We start from the raw sequence: 24,166 nt of genomic DNA on the forward strand, positions 1-24,166 counted from the left end.
ACATCTTGTAATCCTGTTACAACAACACCATTACTTCCAGCTTTATTTAATTCTGAAGCTGTAGCACTAATTGCTTTCTCAATATTAGCAGGTAATTTACCAGAAACAGATCCACCAACTATAGCACTATGTAATTTAGCTAAAGCTATTTTTTGTTGTGATGGCGTTAAAGGAATACGTTTATCTGCATTTGCTCCAGATAAAGACATATTAGATTCAAATTGAATATGACGAGACATTTTACCATTAGTTGGTATACGTCCTTTTGAATATCCCGAATCGAATCCTCCACCTTGCCAATCTCCTAAGAAATCTGCACCAACTGAAACAATAGTTTCAGCTTTAGAAAAATCGTAGTTAGCAAGAGCTCTTTGATTATATTTAACTTGAAAAGCATCTAAAGCCTTAGATTCTGAAACAGCATCATAAGCAACGTGAGATACATTACCATACTTAGCTTTAAATTCAGCAACTAATTTAGATGTAGATGGACTTGCAAATGTTTGTGTAAATAACACAATTTGCTTTCCATCCGCCTGTACTTCATTTAATGTTTTAACAACATCAGCATCAAGTGTTGTCCAAGAAATATCTTTACCATCTTTTTTAGGACCTTGCACACGAGTTGAATCGTATAAGTCTAAAACAGAAGCATTAACTCTTGCATTAGCACCACCAAAAGCAGATGCTAAAGTGTTATTTTCAATCTTGATTGGACGACCTTCACGTGTCTTAACTAAAACACTTGCAAAATCAAAACCATTAGCAATTGTAGTCGCATAGTAGTTTGCAACACCAGGCACAATAGAATCTGGCTGAACTACATAAGGTATTGATTTAATAACTGGTCCTTCACAAGCTGCTAAAGAAGCAGCTGCAGTACTAAAACCTACGTATTTCAAGAAATCTCTACGAGTCGTTGATGACTCTTCCAATGTATCTTTATCACCTAAAAAATCATCAGTTGGAATTTCGTTTACAAATTCGTTTTGTTTTAGCGTCTCAACAATAGAACTATCTTCTTTTAGCTCCTCAACACTTGTCCAGTATTTCTTGTTTGATGACATATTTATTTAGTTATATAGTTGTTAGTTGATAGTTATTAGATAGCTAAAACACCAACTGAATATTATAATTTATTAATTAGTAATGACATTTACCACATTCTAATCCACCCATTTCTGCAGCCGTAAAGTTTTCTACTCCGTACTTTTTCTTTAACTGTTCGTGAATTTTAGTATAGTAATTATTATCTTTTACTTTAACATTAGTTTCTCTATGGCAATTAATACACCAACCCATTGTTAATGGCGCATGTTGAGACATAATTTCCATTTCCTCTACAGGACCATGACATGTTTGACACTCAATTCCTCCAACAACAACATGTTGCGAATGATTAAAATATGCGAAGTCAGGTAAGTTATGAATTCTAACCCATTTAACAGGTTTTGTTTCTCCAGTATATTTCTGCTCAGCATCATCCCAACCAACAGCATCATAAAGCTTCTTGATTTCTCCGTCATAAAACTCTTTAGAATACTCTTCAGTAGCAGTAGTTTCTGCCACTTCAGAAATTGACTTATGGCAATTCATACAAATATTTAAAGCAGGAATACCTGAATGCTTACTTACTCTTGCAGAAGAATGACAATACTTACAATCAATACCATTATCTCCAGCATGTATTCTATGAGAATAATGAATTGGCTGAACAGGCTCATAACCCTGATTTACACCAACTTGAGATAAGTAACCATAAACAAAGTATGCACTAGAAAGCAACAAGAAAATTACCGCAACAATTACTAAGAATTGATTTTGAACAAAAGCTTTCCATAACGAAAGTCTTTTCTCTTCTTCAGGAACTTCTAATCCTTTTTCCGAAGCAAAACGACGTAAGGTTTTATTTACAATAACCAAAGCCGCAGCTAACAAAGCAAACAATAACGCTAAAGCACCTAAGATTAACGTATTATTAGAGCTACCACCTTCATATTCAGGAGTTATAATTTCATCCTTAACAACAACCTCTTTCTCCTTCGCTGTGTAAGCTAAAATATTATCAATATCAGCATTAGACAATTGAGGAAAAGCTGTCATAGCAGTTCCATTATATTCATTATAGATTTTGTTAGCATAAGCATCGTCGGCTTTGACCATACCAGCACTATTCTTAATCCACTTATACAACCATTCTCTATCTAAGCCTTCTTCTTCAACTAAACGAGCTTCTACATTTCTCAATGCTGGACCAGTCATCTTCTTATCTAACTTATGACAAGAAGCACAATTGGCATTAAATAAAGATTTCCCTGCAGCTGAATCACCATCTTGAGCAGATAATGATGTAGAAAAGGCTAGTAAAAAAACTAAGCTTAAGCGAAAAAAGTTAAGACTTAATTTACGGTAAAATACCTGTTTCATATTATATATTGAATTTACTTCTAAACTTTGGCACGATTATTTCGTATTAAAAATAGAAATCTCGCATTTTTATACTCTTACAAAAGTAACACTTAAAGTCGATTTTAGAAATGTTAGAGAACTCTTAATTTATAATTTAGAAAAATTCTAAATAAGATTTTTAATCTTTTTACGTTATAAAAGTTACTTTTGTTTAAAACCAATAACAAACACATTGCAATGAAACATTATATTTTAAAAGCATTTGCTATATTATCTATTTTATTTTTCACAGAAGCACAAGCTCAAGATAGTAATGTGACTATTTCAAAAAACAACAAAATTGATGCGCTTCTAGAACTTAAAAAAGAAGCTAGTTTAGACGAAACTTCATCTAAAAAGTATAAGATTCAAATCTTTTCCGGCTCTTTAGAAGAAGCTAGAAAAAGCAATAGTAATTATAAATTAAAATTTTCGAAGTGGAAGTCTACTTTAGAGTTTGAAACACCAAACTATAAAATTTGGGTTGGAAACTTTAGAACTAAACTAGAAGCAGATAGAGCTTTAACAGAAATTAAAAAAACTTTTGAGCACGCATTTATTTTCAAACCAAAAAAGAAGAAAAAGGAGTAAATTCAAAAACAGCAATCTATACCCTTAAAAGAAAATTCATTGATTCTCTAAATCAAAAAAATAGCGACCATTTGGTCGCTATTTTTATATCTGTAAAATTAAAACTTATTTTAATTTCTTTTTAACTTCTACTTCATGGAAAGCTTCTATAACATCACCTTCTTTAATGTCGTTATAGTTTTTAACCTGCATACCACAATCGTATCCTTTAGATACTTCTTTCACATCATCTTTAAAACGTTTAAGTGAAGCTAACTCACCTGTGTAGGCTACAACACCATCACGAATTAATCTAATTTGAGAATTTCTAAAGATTTTACCATTCATTACCATACAACCTGCAATAGATCCAACTTTAGATACTTTAAAGATTTCTCTAATTTCTGCAGTACCAGTAATCTCCTCTTTAAGCTCTGGAGATAACATACCTTCCATAGCATCTTTAAGATCATTAATAGCGTCGTATATAATTGAGTAAGTACGGATATCCACTTCTTCTTGATCTGCAATAGTTCTTGCATTTCCAACTGGACGTACATTAAATCCAATAATAATAGCATCTGAAGCTGTTGCTAATAAGACATCACTTTCCGTAATAGCTCCAACACCTTTATGCAGAATATTAACTTGAATTTCTTCTGTAGATAATTTTTGGAATGAATCCGTTAAGGCTTCAACCGAACCATCAACATCTCCTTTAAGAATAATATTAAGTTCTTTAAATGTTCCTAAAGCAATACGTCTACCAATTTCTGCTAGAGTTAATGTTTTAGTTGTTCTTACATCTTGTTCACGTTGCAATTGCATACGCTTAGTTGCTATCTGCTTAGCTTCACGTTCATCAGCAAACACATTAAATTTGTCTCCTGCTTGCGGCGCACCATCTAAACCTAATATAGATACTGGTGTAGAAGGACCAGCTTCTTGAACATCGTTTCCACGCTCATCTTGCATTGCCTTTACCTTACCACTATTTTTACCTGCTAAGACATAATCTCCAACTCGTAAAGTACCAGCTTGTACTAATATTGTAGATACATATCCACGACCTTTATCTAAAAACGCCTCTACAACAGTACCAACAGCTGGTTTGTTAGGGTTTGCTTTAAGCTCTAACAATTCTGCTTCTAGTAATACTTTTTCTAGTAATTCTTTTACTCCTGTTCCAACTTTAGCCGAAATATCATGAGATTGAATTTTCCCTCCCCAATCTTCAACTAAAAGATTCATCTGAGCTAAGCCTTCTTTAATTTTTTCAGGATTAGAATCTGGCTTATCAATTTTATTAATTGCAAAAACAATTGGTACACCTGCAGCTTGTGCGTGAGATATAGCTTCTTTTGTTTGAGGCATTATATCATCATCGGCAGCAGCTACAATAATTGCTATATCCGTTACTTGAGCTCCACGAGCACGCATTGCTGTAAATGCTTCGTGACCTGGTGTATCTAAAAATGCTATTTTTTGACCATTATCTAACTGTACACCATAAGCACCAATGTGTTGCGTAATTCCACCTGATTCTCCAGCAATTACATTTTCTTTACGAATATAATCCAAAAGTGATGTTTTACCGTGATCAACATGTCCCATTACAGTAACAATAGGCGCACGACCAATTAAGTCTTCTGGTTTATCTTCAACTTCTACAATTGACTCTTCAATGTCGGCAGTAATAAATTCTACATTATAACCAAATTCCTCTGCTACAATAGTTAATGTTTCAGCGTCTAAACGTTGATTCATTGTAACCATCATACCTAAAGACATACAGGCAGAAATAATTTGAGTAACACCAACATCCATCATAGTTGCCATTTCGCTCGCTGTAACAAACTCAGTAACTTTTAATGTTTTACTTTCTGCAGCTTCTATTTGTTGATCAATCTCAGACTGCTCTCTGTGTTGATCTCTTTTATCTCTTCTATACTTAGCGCCTTTACCTTTATTAGATTTACCTTGTAGTTTCTCTAAGGTTTCACGGACTTGTCTTTGTACCTCTTCTTCTGTTGGCTCTGTCTTTACAATAGGAGCGCGTTTTTGACCAGGACCTCGCTTACCTTTAAACCTATCGTTTGATCTTCCTGATGAGTTACTGGTAGTACCAGAGTCTCCAGGTTTAGAAATACGACGACGTTTACGTTTATTAGCAGCATTTCCTGTACCAGGTTTTGCTTCTTCCTTTTTCTTTTTAGGCTTATTGAATTGAGATAAATCAATTTTAGTCCCTGAAATTTTAGGTCCAGAAAGCTTCTTATACTGAGTAGCAACTTTTTCATCTCCTAAACCTACTTCTTTAGTATCTTCTTCTTCATGCTTAACTTTTGAAGACACAGAAGCTTCCTTTGACTGAACATCAATCTCTTTTGATTTAGCCTTATCTGATGATGTTTTAATATCAGTAGATTTATCTTTTTTCGGTTTCGTCTTTTTGTTGTCTGGCAATATCACTTTATCTACCTTCTTGATTTTCAACTCTACCTTGGTTGTTTCAATCTTTTCAGGTGTCTTAACAGCAGTTTCTTTCTTAGCTGTTTTTACACTTTCAGACTCTTCAAGTTTTTCTTTCGCCTTTTTAGCATCTAAATCTATTTGACCAATCTTTTTTGGCCCTGAAAGCGTTTTAGAAGCTTTCACAACTTCTTGTTGCGCTTTTTGCTTCGCCTCTTCTGCTCTTTGCTTAGCTTCAAGTTCTTTTTCGCGCTTAACACGCAAATCTTCTTTCTCCTTAAGCTTAGCTTCTCCTACCTCTTTAGACTTAACTTTTTTACTTGCATCAGTCTCAAACTGGTCTGAAAGAACTTTATAGGTTTCTTCAGAAATTTTTGTAGTAGGACGCTTCTCTATTTCAATACCTTTTGAATCTAAAAATTCAACAGCACGATCTAGAGAGATGTTAAGCTCACGTAATACCTTATTTAATCTAATTGTTTCAGCCATAAATTGCCTTTACTCTTTATTATGAATCAAAAATGTCTTTTTACTAGTCTTCAAATTCCTCTTTAAGGACTTTGATAACATCCATAATTGTTTCTTCTTCTAAATCTGTACGCTTAACAAGGTCTTTAACATCTTGCTCTAACACACTTTTAGCAGTATCTAAACCTGCTTTACTAAACTCTTCAATAACCCAAGCTTCAATTTCATCTTTAAACTCACGTAATTCAACATCTTCCTCAGCTCCTTCTCTAAATACATCAATCTCATAACCAGTTAACTGACCAGCTAAACGAATATTATGTCCTCCGCGACCAATTGCTTTACTTACCTCTTCTGGTTTCAAAATAGCTTCAGCACGGTTATTTTCTTCATCAATTTTAACTGATGTTACTCTTGCCGGACTTAAAGCACGTGTAATATATAAATTTTCGTTACTAGTATAATTAATAACATCAATATTTTCATTTCCTAATTCACGAACAATACCGTGAATACGAGATCCTTTCATCCCAACACAAGCTCCTACTGGATCTATTCTATCATCATAAGAATCTACAGCAACTTTAGCTTTTTCTCCCGGAATTCTAACTACGTTTTTAATAGTGATTAAACCATCAAAAACTTCTGGAATTTCAGATTCAAATAATTTCTCCAAAAACTTAGGAGATGTACGAGACATAATTATTGTAGGTTTATTTCCTTTTAAATCAACACTATCTATTACTCCTCTTACATTATCTCCTTTTCTGAAAAAATCTGAAGGAATCTGCTTATCTTTTGGTAAAATAATTTCATTTCCTTCATCATCTAATAAAATAACTGCTTTATGACGAATATGATGCACTTCTGCAGTGTATAAATCACCTATTAGATCTTTAAATTGTTTATATAAGTTTGTGTTATCGTGCTCATGAATCTTAGATATTAAATTTTGACGTAATGCTAAAATAGCACGACGACCAAGATCTATTAATTTTACTTCTTCGGACACATCTTCTCCAACTTCAAAATCAGGCTCAATCTTTCTAGCTTCAGATAATGAGATCTCTTGATTATCTTCCTCTACCTCTCCATCAGCAACTACAATTCTATTTCTCCAAATTTCTAAATCTCCTTTATCTGGATTGATAATAATATCAAAATTATCATCGTCTCCAAATTTTTTCTTTAATGCGTTTCTAAAAACATCCTCTAAAATAGACATTAAAGTAACACGATCTATTAATTTATTGTCTTTGAATTCTGAAAACGAATCAATTAATGCAAGATTTTCCATATCCCTACTTCTAATTTAAAATTTTATCACAACCCTAGCTTCTTTTATATCGCTATAGTTTAAAGTTTCTTTTTTCTGTACTGTTACTTTTCCTTTACCTATTGGCTTAGGCTCTCTAGATTTCCACTCTAGATCTATAGATGCTTCTGTAGCACCGACTAAAAGACCTTCATATTGATTATCATTTGACTTGACCTCTAAAACTCGACCAATATTTTTAAAAAACTGTCTTGGCATTGTTAGAGGCGCTGTAGCTCCAGCCGAAGCTACATTTAGAGAAAAATCATATTCTTCTCTATCAATATTATGCTCTATAGCACGGCTAATAAAAATACAATCTTCCACTTTTACACCTTTATCTCCATCTATTATTATAGAAATAACATTGCCATCAGCAACATTAAAGTCTATCAAAAACAAATCTTGCCTTTCAGCTAAAGCAGCCTGAAGTAAATCTTTTACCGTATTTATAAACATTTTTTAGTATAAAAAGAGGGGACTTTTTTAGTGTCCCCTCGCTATAGTTTCCTTACAACTTTGCAAATATACGATATTTTATTGAAAACCATAAACTTTAATTCTCAATAATTTTAAGTAACTTTAATAAGTTTTAAAAACCAGCCGAATTTATGAAAAAAATACTCGTACCAACAGACTTTTCGAAAGAAGCAGAACAAGCCACAAGAGTAGCAGCAAAATTAGCTAAAAAAAACGATTGCGAACTTGTACTAGTTCATATGTTAGACCTACCAACAAACAATCATTTTACAAAAAAACCAGCTTCACCTATGCCTGAAGTTTTATTCTTTATGAAATTAGCTCAGAAAAAATTTGAAGATTTATTAGCAATGGAGTTCTTGAAAGGCATTAGCGTAAAAGAAATGGTAGATTTTCAAGAAATGTCTCAAGGCATTATGACTGTTTGTAAATCTGAAAATATAGATTTAATAATTATGGGATCTCATGGCGCAGATGGACTAAAGGAAATGTTTATAGGTTCTAATGCAGAAAAAGTTGTTAGAATTTCAAACGTCCCTGTAATGGTTATAAAAAATGAACATACAGATTTTGAAATAAACAACTTTGTTTTTGCTTCAGACTTCAATAACGATAATAAAGAAACTTACAATCAAGCTGTTAAATTAGCTCAGCTATTTGAAGCAAAACTTCATTTACTAATGGTTATAACTGGTAGTAATTTTATAACTACCGCAAAAGCAAAAACAAGGATATCCGACTTTACTTCCATTAACAGTTTTAAAAATTACACAACAAATATCTACAACGATAATAGTATAGAAGAAGGTGTTCTTAATTTTTCCCACATAAACAATACAGATTTAATAGGAATCAGCACACATGGAAGACAAGGCATTGCTCATTTTTTTAACGGAAGTATAAGTGAAGATTTAGTAAATCACGCTAAAAGACCGGTAATTACTTTTAAAATATAAAACTCAAGGCAAATTTCATAAAATCAAAAAATCCTAACACATAAATGTGTTAGGATTAATTTTGTTGGCCCACTAGGTCTCGAACCTAGACTCTTCAGTACCAAAAACTGACGTGTTACCAGTTACACCATAGGCCATTCTGATATTGAGAGTGCAAATTTAGATAAAAGTTTCACTTTCACAAACTTTTTTATGTAAAAATATTATTAAAGCTTTAACGTTATCTTAAAATGAATTGATTTTTAATATTAATTATATAAATTCGCTGTTCAGAAAAAATCTTTTATGAGTTCTAAAGTTTTCAACAAATTCAATCAAATTATTGGCTGGCTAGCCTTTTTAATTGCCGCAATAGTCTTTGGACTAACAGTAGAACCTACAGTTAGTTTTTGGGATGCAGGAGAGTACATTTTAACATCATCTAAACTACAGGTTGGTCATCCTCCTGGAGCACCACTTTACCAAATGTTAGGAGCTGTGTTTTCAATTTTTGCTCTAAAAGCAAATCAAATTGGTTTTATTATGAATATGATGAGTGCAATTTCTAGTGCATTTGTTGTTTTATTTATGTTTTGGTCAATTGTATTATTAATTTTCAAAATAAAAAGTTTTAAAGAAGGTTCTATTTCTAAAAACCAAACCATAATGACTTTAGGGTCAGCTTTTATTGGTGCTTTAGCCTTTGGCTTTACCGACACTTTTTGGTTTAACGCCTCAGAAACTGAAGTTTATGCAATGGCTACTTTTGTAATGTCATTAATGTTTTATTTAGGCTTACGTTGGGATAAAGACATGGAAAAAGACAGAGGAAACAAATGGCTGATTTTAATTGCTTTTGTAATTGGGTTATCTTTTGGAATACACTTTATGGGCTTATTAACCATTCCTGCTATTGGATTAATTTACTACTTCAAAAACTATAAAACCATAACTGTAAAGAATTTTATTATAGCCAACTTAGTTTCTGTTGCAATATTATTATTCATTTTTAAATTAATGTTTCCAAATGTACTAAGATATTTTAGTATGTTAGAATTGTTTTTTGTGAATCAAATTGGACTACCTTTTAACTCTGGAAGTATTATTGCTGCAATCTTACTAATTACTAGTTTTTACTATGGTTTAAAATACACTAAAGAAAAAGGTCTAATTCATTATAATACAGGAATACTTTGCTTATTATTTATAATATTAGGATCATCCACATGGTTAATGCTTCCAATTAGAGCAAATGCAAACGTAGTTATTAATGAAAACAACCCATCTAGTGCTAGAGAATTATTAGCTTATTATAATCTAGAACAATATCCAGAAACGCACTTGTTTTACGGACCCCTATTTACAGATCAATTTTCTGGTTTGGATGAAAACCAACCTTATGTAGATGATAAACCTAAATACGAAAAAGACAAAAAAACCGGAACATATATAATAGTAAACGACTGGAAAGAATCTAAACAAAATTATAATTCAGACCATGCTTCTATTCTACCACGAATGTGGAGCGGAGAAAATGCAGAAAACTACATGTTATTTACTGGCTATTTAGATTTTAAATTGAAGCCAGAATATCAAATGGAAAACGAACTACGTAAATCCGTAGCTGCCTTTAAAAATGATATTGTAAAAGGAAACATAGATTATGAAGATTATATAAACACACTAAAACAATTCAGTCAATTTGTAGATGTAGAGAAACCATCGCTAGCACAAAACATAGCATACATGTTTGAATACCAACTAGGTTATATGTATTGGCGTTATTTTATGTGGAATTTCACAGGAAGACAAGACGATATTCAAGGTAGATATGATAATCACGGAAACTGGATAAGTGGAATTGATTTCATAGATGCATTCCATTTAGGACAATCTCAAGATCATTTACCAAGCGATGTTAAAAACAATAAAGCTAGAAACACTTACTACTTCCTACCTTTCATTTTAGGATTAATTGGATTCTTTTTTGTCTTAAACAAAGACAAAAAATTATTTTGGGTAATGCTTGTGTTCTTCTTGTTTACAGGATTAGCAATTCAGGTTTACACCAACGTAAGACCTTTTGAACCAAGAGAAAGAGATTATTCTGTAGTTGGTTCGTTTTATGTATTTGCACTTTGGATTGGAATTGGTGTTTATGCTATTTATGATTTCCTAAAGAAATATGTTTCTAAACAAATTTTAGCGCCTTTAGTTCCTATAGTTTGTTTTCTATTAGTTCCTACTATTTTAATTTCAAATAACTGGAACGACCATGATAGATCTGGAAAATATACAGCATTAGCTATGGCTAAAAAATATTTAGGCTCTTGTGAGAAAAATGCTATTTTGTTTTCTATTGGAGACAACGATACTTTTGCGCTTTGGTATGCACAAGAAATTGAAGGTTACCGTACAGACGTTCGTGTTGTAAACACTAGTTTATTTCAAACAGATTGGTATATAGACCAAATGAAACGTAAAGCTTACGAAAGTGATCCAATTCCATCAAGTTTAACACATGATAAATACAAACACGGAACTAGAGATTACATTATGAAACGCGAACGTTCTAAAGACACTTTAATGATAAGCGACTTTATGAGCTTCATAACTAGCGATAACCCAAAAACTAAATTAGAATTTGCATTAATACAAGAAGGAGATGATCCTTCTGGTTATCCAAGTCAGTATTTAAAATCTAATTATTTCCCAACTGAAAATATTAGAATACCAGTTAACAAATCGGAAGTAATTAAAAGTGGTGTTGTAAAACCTAAAGACGCAGATAAAATCTTACCATTTTTAGATGTTAGAATTAAAGACAATGCTATTTACAAAAACCGTTTATTAATGCTAGACATTGTAGCTAACAATAACTGGGAAAGACCAATATATTTTACAGGTGGCGCATTTAGCGATGAAGATTACATCTGGATGAAAGACTTTTTACAACTAGATGGAATGGTTTATAAATTAGTTCCAATTAAAAGTCCTGTAGACAGAGCTAACCCTTTTGATATGGGTCGTGTAGATAGCGAGCTAATGTACAATATGGTTAAATCTTGGGATTGGGGAAATAGCGGAAGTAAAGATATTTATCATGACACTGAAACTAGACGTAACTCTATTACTTATAGAGGGAATTTAGCACGTTTAATTGAAGCTCTTATTAACGAAGATCAACCTAAAAAAGCTGAAGAAATTACAGATATTGCAATGGCTAATATGCCTGTAGATCAATTTGGTTATTATACCTTATTAGAACCTTATATTAATGCTTATTACGAAGTTGAAGCAAAAGAAAAAGCACAACAACTATTTAAAGATGTTTCTGTAAAGTATCAAGAAAACTTAAAATATTATAGCGAACTAACAATTGAAAACCAAGAAAAAAACTTCACAGAAATCTTGACAGATATTGAGCGTTACAAAGCATTAATTGAAGTTTTAATTGAATATGATGAAGACTTTGCTCAAAAAGAATCATTAATCTTCAATAATTATCTAGGCTTGTTTAAACACTTTTACCAAGGCGATGAAGAGCCAGAAACTGAAATTAGAGATGAGCGTGATATTGAAACTACAAACGATACTTTTTCAGGCATAAAACCATAAATACTTGAAATTCACCCCTGTAAAAACACCTTATTTGGTTCGTTGGTTTTTTTCAAAATACACTTGGAAAAAACCAACGGCTAAAAAAATTCTTTATCTTACTTTTGACGATGGCCCAACTCCAGAAATAACAACTTGGGTTTTACAACAGTTAAAAAATTACAATGCTAAGGCAACGTTTTTTTGCATAGGAAACAATATTGAAAAACATCCTGAATTATTTAAAACCATAATTTCAGAAGGTCATAATATTGGAAATCATACTCAAAACCACATAAAAGGTTGGAAAACATCAACTAAAAAATATCTTGAAGATGTAAACTCTTGTGAGCTTATTATTAAAAAACATAATAACTCAGAGCAAAAAAACAAGTTGTTTCGTCCACCATTTGGACAAATTAATTCTAAGCAAGGAAAACAATTAATAGATTTAGGTTATAAAATTATAATGTGGTCTATTTTAACCTTTGATTGGGATAAAAATTACACAAATAAACAATGTCTTAATTTTGCTTTAAAAGCTAGAAGAGGAGATGTTATTGTAATGCATGATAGCATAAAAGCATCTAATAATTTAAAATATATGCTACCAAAATTATTGGAACACTACAATAAAAAAGAATACCTTTTTAAAACACTTTAAGCGTACTGTTGCAATTTAGTTATCAAAGTATCGGCATCTAATTCACCACTTTGTCGCCATTGCATTTCTCCGTCTTTATAAATAATAAACGTAGGCAAACCTTTAACTCTTAGAGCTTCAGATAATTCTTGGTTTTTATCAACGTCTATCTTTATAACTTTAGCTTTATCACCTAAAGCCGCAGCTACATCTCTAAGTATAGGATGCATTGCTGTAGATTGCTCATTCCATTCTGTGTAAAAATCTAGCAATACAGGAATGTTAACATCTATTAATTCTCCAAATTTTGACATAATACAAAACTTTTAAGATAATTCTGTTCTACAATAATAAGCTTTTTTTTAAAAGAGGATTGAAAGTTGATGAAAATTTAACGATTTTAGACCTCTTATGACCTTTTTACACGTTTTTTAAGCTCCAAAACCGTTATTTCTGGCCAAATACCAACACGACCTGGAAAAGCCAAAAACCCAAAACCTCTGTTTACATATAAATATTTACCAGCTTCTTGGTACAATCCAGCCCATTTTGGATAACGGTATTTTACAGGACTCCATTTAAAATTTAGAAACGGAATTTCTATACCAAACTGCATTCCATGCGTATGTCCAGCAAGTGTTAATTGTATCTTTTTATTGAAGTTAATAATATTAGTTTCATCTTTAATCATATCTAAATTAAAACGATCTCGTTGATTATTAAATTCTTTCTCTTTGTAATCAAAATGGGATGGATCATGAGACATTAACACATTAAAAGCATCGTCTGGTAAATTACGTGTCACTTTTTCTAAGCTTCCTCGTTTAGGAAAGTGTCTAGAAGCTCCCCAATTTTCTACACCTAAAATATTAAGTTTAGCTTCTCCTCTAACAATAGTTCTATTTTCATTTTGTAATAAATCAAAACCAATCGACTTATGTACAGCTTCAATTTTTTTATGATTTTCATTGAAATCTTCAACTGAATCGTAAGCATAATAACCATAATCGTGATTTCCTAACACAGAAAACTTTCCATCTTTAGCTCTTAACTTACTAAACACATCTACGTATGGATACATTTCTTCTGCTCTTGCATTTACAATATCGCCAGTAAACAAAATAGCATTACTTTGTTGCTCATTAATCAAGTTAATAGCATATTCTATTTTCTCTATATTATCAAAACTTCCAGAATGGATATCGCTAATTTGAGTAATTCTATAACCATCAAATTCGTTTGGCAAATCATCAAACTCAATTTGCTGAGTAATTACTCTAAAATCGTATTTTCCTTTAAAAACACCATATAAAAATCCAGCAAATGGAATTGCAGCAATACTTAAGGCTATTTGACTAACAAACTTTCTTCTGGAAGGAATAGCTTCTTTGACTGATAAATCTAAAGAGAAGTAATTTGCTAGTGTTGCAAAAAATCGAAATATGTCTTCACCAAAAAGAAAAATAAAAACAATTGCTTTAGGCACAAAATATGTCAATAATAATGCAATAGCATAACCTGTATTTAAACTAAACCTACTCTGACTTTGCACTATATTAAATTGATAATATACAATAGCTATAACAATAACAAAAACAACCCAATAAGCAACTAAAACAAACTTACTTTTAGTTAAAGTTTTTAATGCAAAAAAAGTGTAAACTTCTAAAAGCAACAAAAGTATAAATGGAATTAAAAAACGTAACATAGTTTTATTTAACATTGCGAAATTAAATGTTTTATCTTAATTTTTTCTTAGTGATTTGTTAAATCCTTTAAAAGACCAATAAGCTGTTAACAACTAAAATAGTTTACAATACATAAGTTTTGTAATTTGCATTTTATATAATTATCAACTCTCGTAAATCGAGAATTACATTATTTTCAAACTAAGATTTATTAGTATAATAAATCGTTTTACAATATAAAATGGCAGAACAAAAACGTGTTTTCTTGGTAGATGCTTTTGCATTAATATTTCGTGGTTATTACGCTTTTATAAAAAACCCAAGAATTAACTCTAAAGGTTTAGATACCTCAGCAATTATGGGTTTTATGAATTCTCTATTAGATGTTATTAAACGTGAAAAACCCGATCATTTAGCAGTTTGCTTTGATAAAGGCGGAAGTGCAGATCGCGTAGAAATGTTTGAAGCTTATAAAGCCAATAGAGATGAAACTCCTGAAGCAATTAAAATTGCTGTTCCAATAATTCAGGATATTTTACGCGCTATGCATATTCCAATTATGGTGAAAGCCGGTTTTGAAGCAGATGATGTTATTGGAACTTTAGCCAAACAAGCCGAAAAAGAAGGTTACCAAACTTTTATGGTAACACCAGATAAGGATTTTGCACAATTGGTAAGCGAAAACATTTTTATGTACAGACCAATGTTTGGTGGCGGATACGAAACTTGGGGAATTCCAGAGGTTCAGAAAAAATTTGAAGTTGTAGATCCTTTACAAGTTATAGATTTTCTTGGTATGATGGGAGATGCATCAGACAACATTCCTGGGCTACCTGGTGTTGGAGAAAAAACAGCAAAAAAATTCTTAGCAGCATACGGAAGTATGGAAAACCTTTTAGCCAATACACACGAGCTAAAAGGAAAAATGAAAGAAAAAGTTGAGGCAAATGCAGAGTTAGGATTACTTTCTAAAAAATTAGCAACAATAATGCTAGATGTTCCTGTAACATTTAACGCAAAAGATTTTGAATTAGATCAACCAGACATACCAAAAGTTACTGAGATTTTTCAAGAATTAGAGTTTAGACGTTTAATTGACAATTTTACTAAAGCTTTTTCTACAGAAGTTAAAACAGATAACACGACAAAAGATACTTTAACAAAAAACAAAGCAACTCCAAAAGAAAAAGCAGCAGCTGGCGAAGGACAATTTTCGTTATTTGGTGGCGATATATCAACAGAGTCTTCTGAGGATAATAGTAGTACATTTGAACGTAAAAACATAAAAAACACATCGCATTTATACCAAAGTATTGCGCCAGGAATGGCAACAAAATTATTCCTTAAAAACTTAACGCAACAAAAATCGGTTTGTTTTGATACAGAAACTACGGGATTAAATCCCTTAACCGCAGAATTAGTAGGTATTGCTTTTTCTTGGGAAGCTGGTAAAGGTTTTTATATTCCATTTCCAGAAGATCAAAACGAAGCACAAGCACTTATAGAAGTCGTGAGACCTTTCTTTGAAGATGAAAGCATTGAGAAAATTGGCCAGAATTTAAAATACGATATTAAAGTTTTAGCCAAATACAATATAGCTGTAAAAGGCCCATTATTTGATACTATGTTGGCACATTATCTAATTAATCCAGATATGCGACATAATATGGATGTTTTAGCCGAAACATATTTAAACTATTCGCCAGTTCCTACAACAGAACTAATTGGTAAAAAAGGAAAGAATCAATTATCAATGCGTCAAGTTCCATTAGAACAACAAACAGAATACGCAGTTGAAGACGCAGATATTACTTGGCAACTAAAAGAACATTTCTCTAAAGAATTAGGCGATGCTAACACGCAAAAATTATTTAACGATATTGAAACTCCATTAGTCCGCGTTTTAGCAGATATGGAGTTAGAAGGTATTAATTTAGACGAAGCTTTTTTGAATAGTTTAGCCGACGATTTAAACAAAGACATAAAAACCTTAGAAACTAAAATTTACGAGGTTGCTGAGGAAGAATTTAATATTGCATCGCCAAAACAATTAGGTGTTATTTTATTCGAAAAACTAAAATTAGTCGACAAACCAAAAAAGACAAAAACAGGGCAATATTCTACTGCGGAAGATGTACTAAGTTACTTAGCAAAAGATCACGAATTTGTGCAAAGTATTTTAGACTACCGTGGATTAGCAAAATTAAAATCTACTTATGTAGATGCTTTACCTACGCAGATAGAACCAAGCACCAAACGTGTGCATACAGATTATATGCAAACCGTTGCGGCCACTGGTCGTTTAAGTAGTAATAATCCTAATTTACAGAATATTCCTATTCGTACAGAACGCGGAAGACAAGTGCGTAAAGCTTTTATACCAAGAAACGAAGATTACGTGTTGTTAGCGGCAGATTATAGCCAAATAGAACTGCGAATTATTGCTGCTTTAAGCAAAGAGGATAATATGATTGAAGCCTTTAAAAACGGCGAAGATATTCACGCTTCTACAGCTGCAAAAGTATTTAACGTGGCTTTAAATGAAGTCACACGTGAGCAACGTAGCAATGCAAAAACAGTAAACTTTGGAATTGTATATGGTGTTTCTGCATTTGGACTAAGTAACCAAACCAACTTATCGCGTAGCGATGCCAAAGAATTAATAGATACATATTACGAAACCTATCCAAAACTTAAAGCTTATATGAGCGAGCAAGTAGATTTTGCTCGAGATAACGGTTACGTTACTACAGTTTTAGATAGAAGACGTTATTTAAAAGACATTAACTCTCGTAACGCAGTAGTTCGTGGCGCAGCAGAACGTAATGCAGTAAATGCACCAATACAAGGTAGCGCTGCCGATATTATTAAAATTGCTATGATTAATATTCATAACAAATTAAAATCTGGTAATTACAAAACAAAAATGCTCTTACAAGTTCATGATGAATTAGTTTTTGATGTTTACAAACCTGAGCTAAAAGAGATGGAAACCTTAATTAAATCCGAAATGGAAAATGCCTTTATTATGGATGTGCCATTAGATGTAAAAGTTGGGATTGGTGTTGATTGGTTGGAAGCGCATTAAATCAATTTTAAATGAAAAAACTCACAACACTAATCCTACTTATATTCTATAGCTTTTTACAAGCACAAAGTACATCTGGATCTGATATTATTTCGTTTGCAGATAAGTTGTTATTAAGAGCTAATATTAATACACAAAGCGAATCGTTTTCTATTGTAGATAACGAAGAACGTTTTACTATAGAAGCCTTAAACTCGTTTAGGCTACAATTATCTGCTAACTATAAGTTTATAGGCTTTAGTATTGGTTTTTCTCCAAAAAATAAAAATTCAGATTTTAAATCGAAATTCTTTGAATCTCAATTGCAATTTTTCATAAAGAAACAATGGATTCAGACGTTTAACTATAGTAAAGTAGAAGGCTTCTATTTAGAAAATGTGCAAACTTTAGATATTGAGGAGCAATTTCCAAATTTAAAAACTACAAGCTGGACAGGTCAAACATCTTATATTTATAACCAAAACTACTCTTTAAAACATTTATCACATCAAAACGAATGGCAACAATACAGTTCTGGAAGTTTTGTCCCAAGTTTAAAGTATGGTTTAAATAGAATTTCGGATACGGTAGATAACGAGAAATACATTCAAAACAATTTTGATATTACTTTAGCTCCTGCGTATTATTATACGTGGTGTTTACAAGAAAACTGGTTTGTATCTCCTAATGTTTCTCCAGCTTTAGGGATTCGTTTCTCTAAAGACAAAACAACTACTACAGAAGTAAGCAATACTTACTTTACCAAAGCTTTAAGTGTTGGTTTACAGTTTGGATATACCTCTAATAAGATTAGTGCCGGTGCAACATTTAATTTCAACTCTAATAGCATTAATGGGTCAACTACTAGGGAATTAACTAACGATAAAAACTATGCTAATTTATATTTTGCATATAGAATAGATCCACCTGCATTTTTAGAACGTGCAGTTACAAAGATTAGCGATAAACTTAGTCTTTAAATTTTCCTTCTAATATTAACAACTATTTTTATTAGGTTACTAATAATTATTAGAGTTGCCGAAAACAATGCAGTATAAGCAACTACACTAAACGCATTTTTATTTGCAACATATATAGCTAATAAAGCCCAAGATCCAACAAAAGCATATGCTTTTAAATTACGTTTCCAGGTCACCATTAAATTTACAAGTGTTGCAATTACAATCATAATAATTGTCCATATTTCTGGTTGAATTCCAAAACCACCCCAATTATACTTTACTAAAACCACAGCTACATTAACAATACTTGCTACACTAATCCAACCACTATAAACAGCAAAAGGCAACCACAAAAACAAAAGCGTTTGTTTAGAAGGCTTTCCAATTCCAATATTATTGTTAATTATAATTTTAAGTAACGCTATTAATATTAAAAAGATATAGAAACACGATAACAAGGTATAACCATAAATCCATGCTAAAATCCAAGAACAATTAGCAATACACGATATAAAAAACCACCAGCCAGTTTTAGCTACAAAAGCGTTATTCTCTGTTTTAGTGAATAAACTTTTTCCTTGATAAATAATAAATCCAGTAAGGAATAAGTAGATTAAACCCCAAATTGAGAATGCATAACCCGCAGGTGTAAAAAGAGTTGTTAAATGATTTGAAACAGTACCGATAGTCGTATTATTTATCAAACCTGTATTAGATAAATAATTCATAATAATAACGCAAACAAAAGCAATTCCGTTAGCAATCTGTAACCTCTTCTTCATAATAATGTAATTTGGTCTCTCACGAATTTATACTATTTCTTGAGCATAAAAAAACCTAAAAAATTAATTTCAGGTTTTATATAATTATCTTTTACGTTTCTTTTTATACTTAAACTTAGAAACACTAGTCTTTTTAGAATCTTCCTTAGGCTCTTCTTTCTTTTTAGAACTAAAAGTAGCTTTCTTTTTACGCTGGTTAAATGGAATAGCATCGTTAAATGTATGCTTCGTTTTACCTGGCTTATTTTTACGCCAAGTATCTGGTTTATCTGGCAACAAACGTTTAAGTAAATCTTCTCGCCCTAACTTATTTAAGGTCTTTTTAATCCACGCTTTATTTTCATCTTTATACCAAAAGAAAAATTTGTGCTGATCGTCTTTTTCTTTTCTAGTTTTTGGCGTGTTTACCTTTTTTAAAGTATACGGATGATAACCACTATAATAAATTACAGTAGCAACCGTCATAGGTGTTGGTGTAAAACCTTGCACTTGTTCTAGCTGAAATCCTAAATCCTTAGTTTCGGCAGCTAGATTAGCCATATCTTCCTGCTCGCAAGCTGGATGATTAGAAATAAAATATGGAATTAGCTGTAAATTCAGTTTGTTCTTAATATTAATTTTATCAAAACGCTCTTTAAACTTATGAAAATAAGAAAAAGAAGGCTTACGCATCAGTTTTAAAACAGGATCACTAGTATGTTCTGGCGCAACTTTTAACCGTCCAGAAATATGTTTAGTCATTACCTCTTCGGTATAAGCGTCTAACTCTTTAGGATCTGCATTTTTATTAAATTCTGGCACTAACATATCATGTCTAATTCCAGAACCAATAAAAGATTTTTTAATTTTCGGGTGCTCATCTACTGCTTGATATAATTCAGTAAGTGGTTTATGAGATGTATCAAGATTACTACAAATAACAGGCGAAATACAACTTGGCGCCACACACTTATCGCATATAGATTGTACTTTACCCTTCATCTGATACATATTAGCACTTGGCCCACCAATATCGCTTAAATAGCCTTTAAAATCACGCATATTAGCTACTTTATCAACTTCTCTTAAAACTGACTCTTTACTACGACTCGCAATAAATTTTCCTTGGTGTGCAGAAATTGTACAAAAACTACAACCACCAAAACAACCACGATGAATATTGATAGATGTTTTAATCATTTCAAACGCAGGAATTGCTCCTCGCTTGTTATATTTAGGATGTGGTAAACGCGTATAAGGCAAATCAAAAGAGGCATCTATTTCCGTTTCCGTCATAGTTGGATACGGCGGATTAATCATAAGCATCTTATCTCCTACTTGCTGAAAAATTCGTCTTGCAGCTAATTTATTACTTTCTTGCTCAATAACTTTAAAATTACTAGCATAGGCTTTCTTGTCGTTTAAACAAACCTTATGTGATGCAATTTCTACATCTTCCCAATTTGCATTTTTAGGAATTCTTGCCTCCTTTTTTAAAAGAACAGCAGTTTGCTTAATTGTGGTAATACTAGAAAAAGGAACACCTTTTTGTAATAAACGCACCACTTCTCGCAAAGGTTGTTCTCCCATTCCATACACCAACATATCTGCTTTAGACGTTTCTAAAATAGATGGCATTAGTTTATCACTCCAATAATCATAATGAGTTACACGTCTTAAGGAGGCTTCTATTCCACCAATTAATACAGGAACATCTGGGAATTTTTCTTTTAAAATTTTAGAATAAACCGACGTAGCGTAATCTGGCCTAAAACCAATCTCGCCATTTGGCGTATATGCATCTTTATCACGCTTTTTTTTATTAGCATTATAATTGCTAATCATAGGATCCATACAACCTCCGGTAATTCCAAAAAATAATTTTGGTGCTCCTAATTTCTCAAAATCCTGAAGATTATCCTTTACATTTGGTTGTGGTACAATAGCAACTCGTAAACCAATACTTTCTAAAATACGACCAATTACTGCAGGTCCAAAAGACGGATGATCTACATAAGCATCTCCACTAAAAAGTATTACGTCTAGCTCTTCCCAACCGCGAATTTTAACCTCTTTATTTGTGGTAGGCAACCAATCTGAAAGTTGTAGTTCTTGCATATCTCTGCAAATTTAGTCAAAAATTGAGTCTTAACTTAGATATTTAACGTAAACCCTTAAGTATTAACTATTATAGATCTAAATCTTTAATAGTTTCAATTTTGTTACGTTCTAGAAACGCATCAACAGTTTCAAAATGCTCTATAACACGCTGATCTTTAAACTCAAACACTTTATTTGCTAAACCCTGCAAGAAATCTCTATCATGAGATACTAATATTAATGTTCCGTCAAAATCTAAAAGCGCTTCTTTTAAAACATCTTTAGATTTTAAATCTAAGTGATTAGTAGGTTCATCTAAAATCAAAACATTTACTGGTTCTAACAACAACTTCACCATTGCTAAACGTGTTTTTTCTCCACCGGAAAGCACACTTACTTTTTTTTCTATATCATCGCCTTTAAACATAAAACGACCTAAAACATTTTTAACTTGTGTTCTAACATCACCTTTAGCGACATCATCTATGGTCTGAAAAACAGTTAAGGTGTCATCTAATAAAGCAGCTTGGTTTTGTGCAAAATAACCAACTTGTACATTATGCCCTAAAGCACATTCTCCTTCTACTTCTATCTGACCAAGAATAGCTTTAATCATTGTAGACTTTCCTTCTCCATTTCTACCAACAAAACAAACTTTCTCTCCTCTTGCAATAGACATATTTGCGTTATTAAAAACCACGTGATCTCCATAAGATTTAGAAACATCTTTTACAGATACTGGATAATCTCCAGATCTAACTGCAGATGGAAATTTTAATTTAAGTGCAGACGTATCTACTTCATCTATTTCAATAATTTCCAATTTCTCCAACATTCGCTCACGAGAACTTACTTGATTAGTTTTAGAATAAGTCCCTTTAAAACGTTCAATAAACGCCATATTATCGGCTATCATTTTTTGCTGTTCTTGATAAGCTTTTATTTGATGTACTCTACGGTCTTCTCGCAATTGCAAATAATGTGTATAATTTGCTTTGTAATCATAAATACGTCCCATAGTAACCTCTATAGTTCTATTGGTTATATTATCAATAAAAGCTCTATCGTGAGAAATAACTACTACTGCATTTGCCTTATTAACCAAAAAATCTTCTAACCAAATAACAGATTCTATATCTATATGATTAGTTGGTTCATCTAATAATATAAGGTCTGGCTTCTGTAATAAAATCTTAGCCAATTCTATACGCATTCGCCAACCACCAGAAAACTCACTAGTTGGTCTTATGAAATCTTCTTGTTTAAAACCAAGTCCTTTAAGTGCTTTTTCCACTTCAGCATCATAATTAACATCTTCTAGCGCATAGTATTTTTCGCCTAAGTCTGAAACACGTTCAATAAGCTTCATATATTCGTCCGACTCGTAATCTGTTCGTGTTTCTAATTGCTTATTTACGTCATCCATTTCCGCCTTCATAGTAAACACATGAGAAAAAGCTTTAGACGCTTCATCAAAAACGGTTGCATCGTCTTCCGTTAACAAATGCTGTGGCAAATATGCAATAATAGTTTCTTTAGGTATACTTACTCCTCCACGAGATGCTTTTTGTACGCCAGCTATAATTTTCATCATAGTAGATTTTCCTGCACCATTTTTACCCATTAAGGCAATTTTATCATTCTCATTAATAGTAAAGGATACATCTTTAAATAAAGTTTGCCCACTAAATTCTACCGCCAAGGCATCAACTGAAATCATAATTATTGAATTAAAAGTGCGAAATTAACAAATAACACTTGATATTAACTGTTTAGAATGCAAAATTCTACACTTATAAACAACACGCTTAAATATATTAACAGACTTATTAAAAATAAGAGACTGTAGTATTTGGTAATCAAATATATAATCGTAAATTTGCAAACTCTTTTTAAGAGAAGGAATGTTTAATAAAAAAAAATTAGAAACGTGGACACATTAAGCTACAAAACGATTTCAGCAAACAAAGCTACTGTAGATAAGCAGTGGGTTTTAGTTGATGCTGAAGGTCAAACATTAGGTCGTTTAGCTTCTAAAGTTGCAAAACTTTTAAGAGGTAAGCACAAACCTAGCTTTACACCACATGTTGATTGTGGAGATAACGTAATTGTTATCAATTCTGAAAAAATCAACTTAACTGGAAAAAAATGGACTGAAAAGACGTATATCCGTCACACAGGCTATCCAGGTGGACAAAGAAGCCTTACCGCTACAGAATTGTTTGGAAAAGATCCAGCAAGATTAGTGGAAAAATCAGTAAAAGGAATGTTACCTAAAAACAAATTAGGTGCAGCATTATTCCGTAATTTAAACGTTGTTGTTGGTTCAGCTCATACACATGAAGCTCAAAAGCCTAAAACAATTAACTTAAACGAATTCAAGTAATGGAAGTAATTCACAAAATTGGTCGTCGTAAAACGGCTGTTGCTCGTGTTTATGTTGCAGAAGGAAAAGGTAACATTACAGTAAACAAAAAAGACATTAAAGTTTACTTTGATACTGCAACTTTACAGTACAAAGTAAACCAACCTCTAGCATTAACTAATAACGAAGGAAACTTTGATATTAAAGTAAATGTATATGGAGGAGGAATCACTGGTCAAGCAGAAGCTATCCGTTTAGCTATTTCTCGTGCAATGTGCGAGTTAAATGACGAAAA

At 32.1% G+C, this 24,166-nt stretch carries 18 protein-coding genes and 1 tRNA gene; 8 read left to right on the plus strand and 11 right to left on the minus strand.

Features of this window, described 5'->3' with window-relative positions:
* Both ACFDSN_RS07375 and ACFDSN_RS07380 read right to left on the minus strand, forming a co-directional pair.
* The coding region (locus ACFDSN_RS07375; protein ID WP_375239203.1) for a TAT-variant-translocated molybdopterin oxidoreductase at positions 1 to 1,067 on the minus strand (1,067 nt) is incomplete at its 3' end.
* Positions 1,068 to 1,143: 76 nt separating this feature from the next.
* A complete protein-coding gene (locus ACFDSN_RS07380) occupies positions 1,144 to 2,427 on the minus strand; it encodes a c-type cytochrome (protein WP_375239204.1) in 1,284 nt (427 codons plus the stop codon).
* Positions 2,428 to 2,646: 219 nt separating this feature from the next.
* Between ACFDSN_RS07380 and ACFDSN_RS07385 the strand changes: the two genes are divergently transcribed.
* On the plus strand, positions 2,647 to 3,039 hold the full coding sequence (locus tag ACFDSN_RS07385) for an SPOR domain-containing protein (RefSeq protein WP_375239205.1): 393 nt from the start codon (positions 2,647 to 2,649) through the stop codon (positions 3,037 to 3,039).
* 105 nt (positions 3,040 to 3,144) lie between these two features.
* Here the strand turns inward: ACFDSN_RS07385 and infB are convergent, their stop codons facing one another.
* Genes infB through rimP form a run of 3 tightly spaced genes read right to left on the minus strand, consistent with a single transcriptional unit; the run spans position 3,145 to position 7,732 of the window.
* Complete coding sequence (infB, locus tag ACFDSN_RS07390; RefSeq protein WP_375239206.1) at positions 3,145 to 5,979, minus strand: translation initiation factor IF-2; 2,835 nt, start codon at positions 5,977 to 5,979, stop codon at positions 3,145 to 3,147.
* Positions 5,980 to 6,022: 43 nt separating this feature from the next.
* Positions 6,023 to 7,255, minus strand: coding sequence for a transcription termination factor NusA (gene nusA, locus ACFDSN_RS07395; RefSeq protein WP_375239207.1), 1,233 nt, complete (start codon positions 7,253 to 7,255; stop codon positions 6,023 to 6,025).
* Positions 7,256 to 7,270: 15 nt separating this feature from the next.
* Positions 7,271 to 7,732 (minus strand): ribosome assembly cofactor RimP, encoded by a 462-nt coding sequence (gene rimP / locus ACFDSN_RS07400; protein WP_375239208.1) that lies wholly within the window; start codon positions 7,730 to 7,732, stop codon positions 7,271 to 7,273.
* Between the two features lie 152 nt (positions 7,733 to 7,884).
* Here rimP and ACFDSN_RS07405 point away from each other — a divergent pair, with 152 nt between their 5' ends.
* Positions 7,885 to 8,709 (plus strand): universal stress protein, encoded by an 825-nt coding sequence (locus ACFDSN_RS07405; RefSeq protein WP_375239209.1) that lies wholly within the window; start codon positions 7,885 to 7,887, stop codon positions 8,707 to 8,709.
* A gap of 64 nt (positions 8,710 to 8,773) precedes the next feature.
* On the opposite strand, the gene ACFDSN_RS07410 is transcribed toward ACFDSN_RS07405, so the two are convergent.
* Positions 8,774 to 8,846 (minus strand) — tRNA-Gln (locus tag ACFDSN_RS07410).
* Between the two features lie 148 nt (positions 8,847 to 8,994).
* Between ACFDSN_RS07410 and ACFDSN_RS07415 the strand changes: the two genes are divergently transcribed.
* Both ACFDSN_RS07415 and ACFDSN_RS07420 read left to right on the plus strand, forming a co-directional pair.
* Positions 8,995 to 12,306 carry a protein O-mannosyl-transferase family gene (locus ACFDSN_RS07415; RefSeq protein WP_375239210.1) on the plus strand — a complete coding sequence of 1,104 codons (3,312 nt, stop codon included), beginning with the start codon at positions 8,995 to 8,997 and terminating at the stop codon, positions 12,304 to 12,306.
* Between the two features lie 4 nt (positions 12,307 to 12,310).
* Positions 12,311 to 12,949 carry a polysaccharide deacetylase family protein gene (locus ACFDSN_RS07420; protein WP_375239211.1) on the plus strand — a complete coding sequence of 213 codons (639 nt, stop codon included), beginning with the start codon at positions 12,311 to 12,313 and terminating at the stop codon, positions 12,947 to 12,949.
* Here the strand turns inward: ACFDSN_RS07420 and ACFDSN_RS07425 are convergent.
* Positions 12,946 to 13,242 carry a thioredoxin family protein gene (locus ACFDSN_RS07425; RefSeq protein WP_375239212.1) on the minus strand — a complete coding sequence of 99 codons (297 nt, stop codon included), beginning with the start codon at positions 13,240 to 13,242 and terminating at the stop codon, positions 12,946 to 12,948. The genes ACFDSN_RS07420 and ACFDSN_RS07425 overlap by 4 nt on opposite strands.
* Before the next feature lie 95 nt (positions 13,243 to 13,337).
* Positions 13,338 to 14,636 (minus strand): metallophosphoesterase, encoded by a 1,299-nt coding sequence (locus ACFDSN_RS07430; protein ID WP_375239213.1) that lies wholly within the window; start codon positions 14,634 to 14,636, stop codon positions 13,338 to 13,340.
* Positions 14,637 to 14,857: 221 nt separating this feature from the next.
* Between ACFDSN_RS07430 and polA the strand changes: the two genes are divergently transcribed.
* Positions 14,858 to 17,704, plus strand: coding sequence for a DNA polymerase I (gene polA, locus ACFDSN_RS07435; RefSeq protein ID WP_375239214.1), 2,847 nt, complete (start codon positions 14,858 to 14,860; stop codon positions 17,702 to 17,704).
* An 11-nt stretch (positions 17,705 to 17,715) separates the two neighbouring features.
* The gene (locus ACFDSN_RS07440) at positions 17,716 to 18,663 is read left to right on the plus strand and encodes a DUF4421 family protein (RefSeq protein ID WP_375239215.1); all 948 of its coding nucleotides are present in this window, start codon (positions 17,716 to 17,718) and stop codon (positions 18,661 to 18,663) included.
* Here ACFDSN_RS07440 and ACFDSN_RS07445 read toward each other — a convergent pair.
* From ACFDSN_RS07445 to ACFDSN_RS07455, 3 genes are all read right to left on the minus strand, one after another.
* Positions 18,660 to 19,427, minus strand: a complete 768-nt coding sequence (locus ACFDSN_RS07445) for a tryptophan-rich sensory protein (protein WP_375239216.1) — start codon at positions 19,425 to 19,427, stop codon at positions 18,660 to 18,662. The two genes, ACFDSN_RS07440 and ACFDSN_RS07445, sit on opposite strands and share 4 nt — an antisense overlap.
* An 84-nt stretch (positions 19,428 to 19,511) precedes the next feature.
* Positions 19,512 to 21,524 carry a YgiQ family radical SAM protein gene (locus ACFDSN_RS07450; RefSeq protein ID WP_375239217.1) on the minus strand — a complete coding sequence of 671 codons (2,013 nt, stop codon included), beginning with the start codon at positions 21,522 to 21,524 and terminating at the stop codon, positions 19,512 to 19,514.
* A 70-nt stretch (positions 21,525 to 21,594) separates the two neighbouring features.
* A complete protein-coding gene (locus ACFDSN_RS07455; RefSeq protein ID WP_375239218.1) occupies positions 21,595 to 23,226 on the minus strand; it encodes an ABC-F family ATP-binding cassette domain-containing protein in 1,632 nt (543 codons plus the stop codon).
* Positions 23,227 to 23,436: 210 nt separating this feature from the next.
* Here ACFDSN_RS07455 and rplM point away from each other — a divergent pair, with 210 nt between their 5' ends.
* Both rplM and rpsI read left to right on the plus strand, forming a co-directional pair.
* Positions 23,437 to 23,892, plus strand: a complete 456-nt coding sequence (gene rplM, locus ACFDSN_RS07460) for a 50S ribosomal protein L13 (RefSeq protein WP_375239219.1) — start codon at positions 23,437 to 23,439, stop codon at positions 23,890 to 23,892.
* A partial coding sequence (rpsI, locus tag ACFDSN_RS07465; RefSeq protein WP_375239220.1) for a 30S ribosomal protein S9 occupies positions 23,892 to 24,166 on the plus strand: 275 nt, incomplete at its 3' end. The genes rplM and rpsI, both read left to right, overlap by 1 nt.

The organism is Aurantibacter sp., assembly GCF_042094015.1.
GTDB lineage: Bacteria > Bacteroidota > Bacteroidia > Flavobacteriales > Flavobacteriaceae > Aurantibacter.

Excerpts from the sequence above, each read along its gene's own strand:
- ACFDSN_RS07380 (WP_375239204.1), bottom strand. The coding sequence starts at position 2,427 with ATGAAACAGGTATTTTACCGTAAATTAAGTCTTAACTTTTTTCGCTTA.
- ACFDSN_RS07385 (WP_375239205.1), top strand. The coding sequence starts at position 2,647 with ATGAAACATTATATTTTAAAAGCATTTGCTATATTATCTATTTTATTT.
- infB (WP_375239206.1), bottom strand. The coding sequence starts at position 5,979 with ATGGCTGAAACAATTAGATTAAATAAGGTATTACGTGAGCTTAACATC.
- nusA (WP_375239207.1), bottom strand. The coding sequence starts at position 7,255 with ATGGAAAATCTTGCATTAATTGATTCGTTTTCAGAATTCAAAGACAAT.
- rimP (WP_375239208.1), bottom strand. The coding sequence starts at position 7,732 with ATGTTTATAAATACGGTAAAAGATTTACTTCAGGCTGCTTTAGCTGAA.
- ACFDSN_RS07405 (WP_375239209.1), top strand. The coding sequence starts at position 7,885 with ATGAAAAAAATACTCGTACCAACAGACTTTTCGAAAGAAGCAGAACAA.
- ACFDSN_RS07415 (WP_375239210.1), top strand. The coding sequence starts at position 8,995 with ATGAGTTCTAAAGTTTTCAACAAATTCAATCAAATTATTGGCTGGCTA.
- ACFDSN_RS07425 (WP_375239212.1), bottom strand. The coding sequence starts at position 13,242 with ATGTCAAAATTTGGAGAATTAATAGATGTTAACATTCCTGTATTGCTA.
- ACFDSN_RS07430 (WP_375239213.1), bottom strand. The coding sequence starts at position 14,636 with ATGTTACGTTTTTTAATTCCATTTATACTTTTGTTGCTTTTAGAAGTT.
- polA (WP_375239214.1), top strand. The coding sequence starts at position 14,858 with ATGGCAGAACAAAAACGTGTTTTCTTGGTAGATGCTTTTGCATTAATA.
- ACFDSN_RS07440 (WP_375239215.1), top strand. The coding sequence starts at position 17,716 with ATGAAAAAACTCACAACACTAATCCTACTTATATTCTATAGCTTTTTA.
- ACFDSN_RS07445 (WP_375239216.1), bottom strand. The coding sequence starts at position 19,427 with ATGAAGAAGAGGTTACAGATTGCTAACGGAATTGCTTTTGTTTGCGTT.
- ACFDSN_RS07450 (WP_375239217.1), bottom strand. The coding sequence starts at position 21,524 with ATGCAAGAACTACAACTTTCAGATTGGTTGCCTACCACAAATAAAGAG.
- ACFDSN_RS07455 (WP_375239218.1), bottom strand. The coding sequence starts at position 23,226 with ATGATTTCAGTTGATGCCTTGGCGGTAGAATTTAGTGGGCAAACTTTA.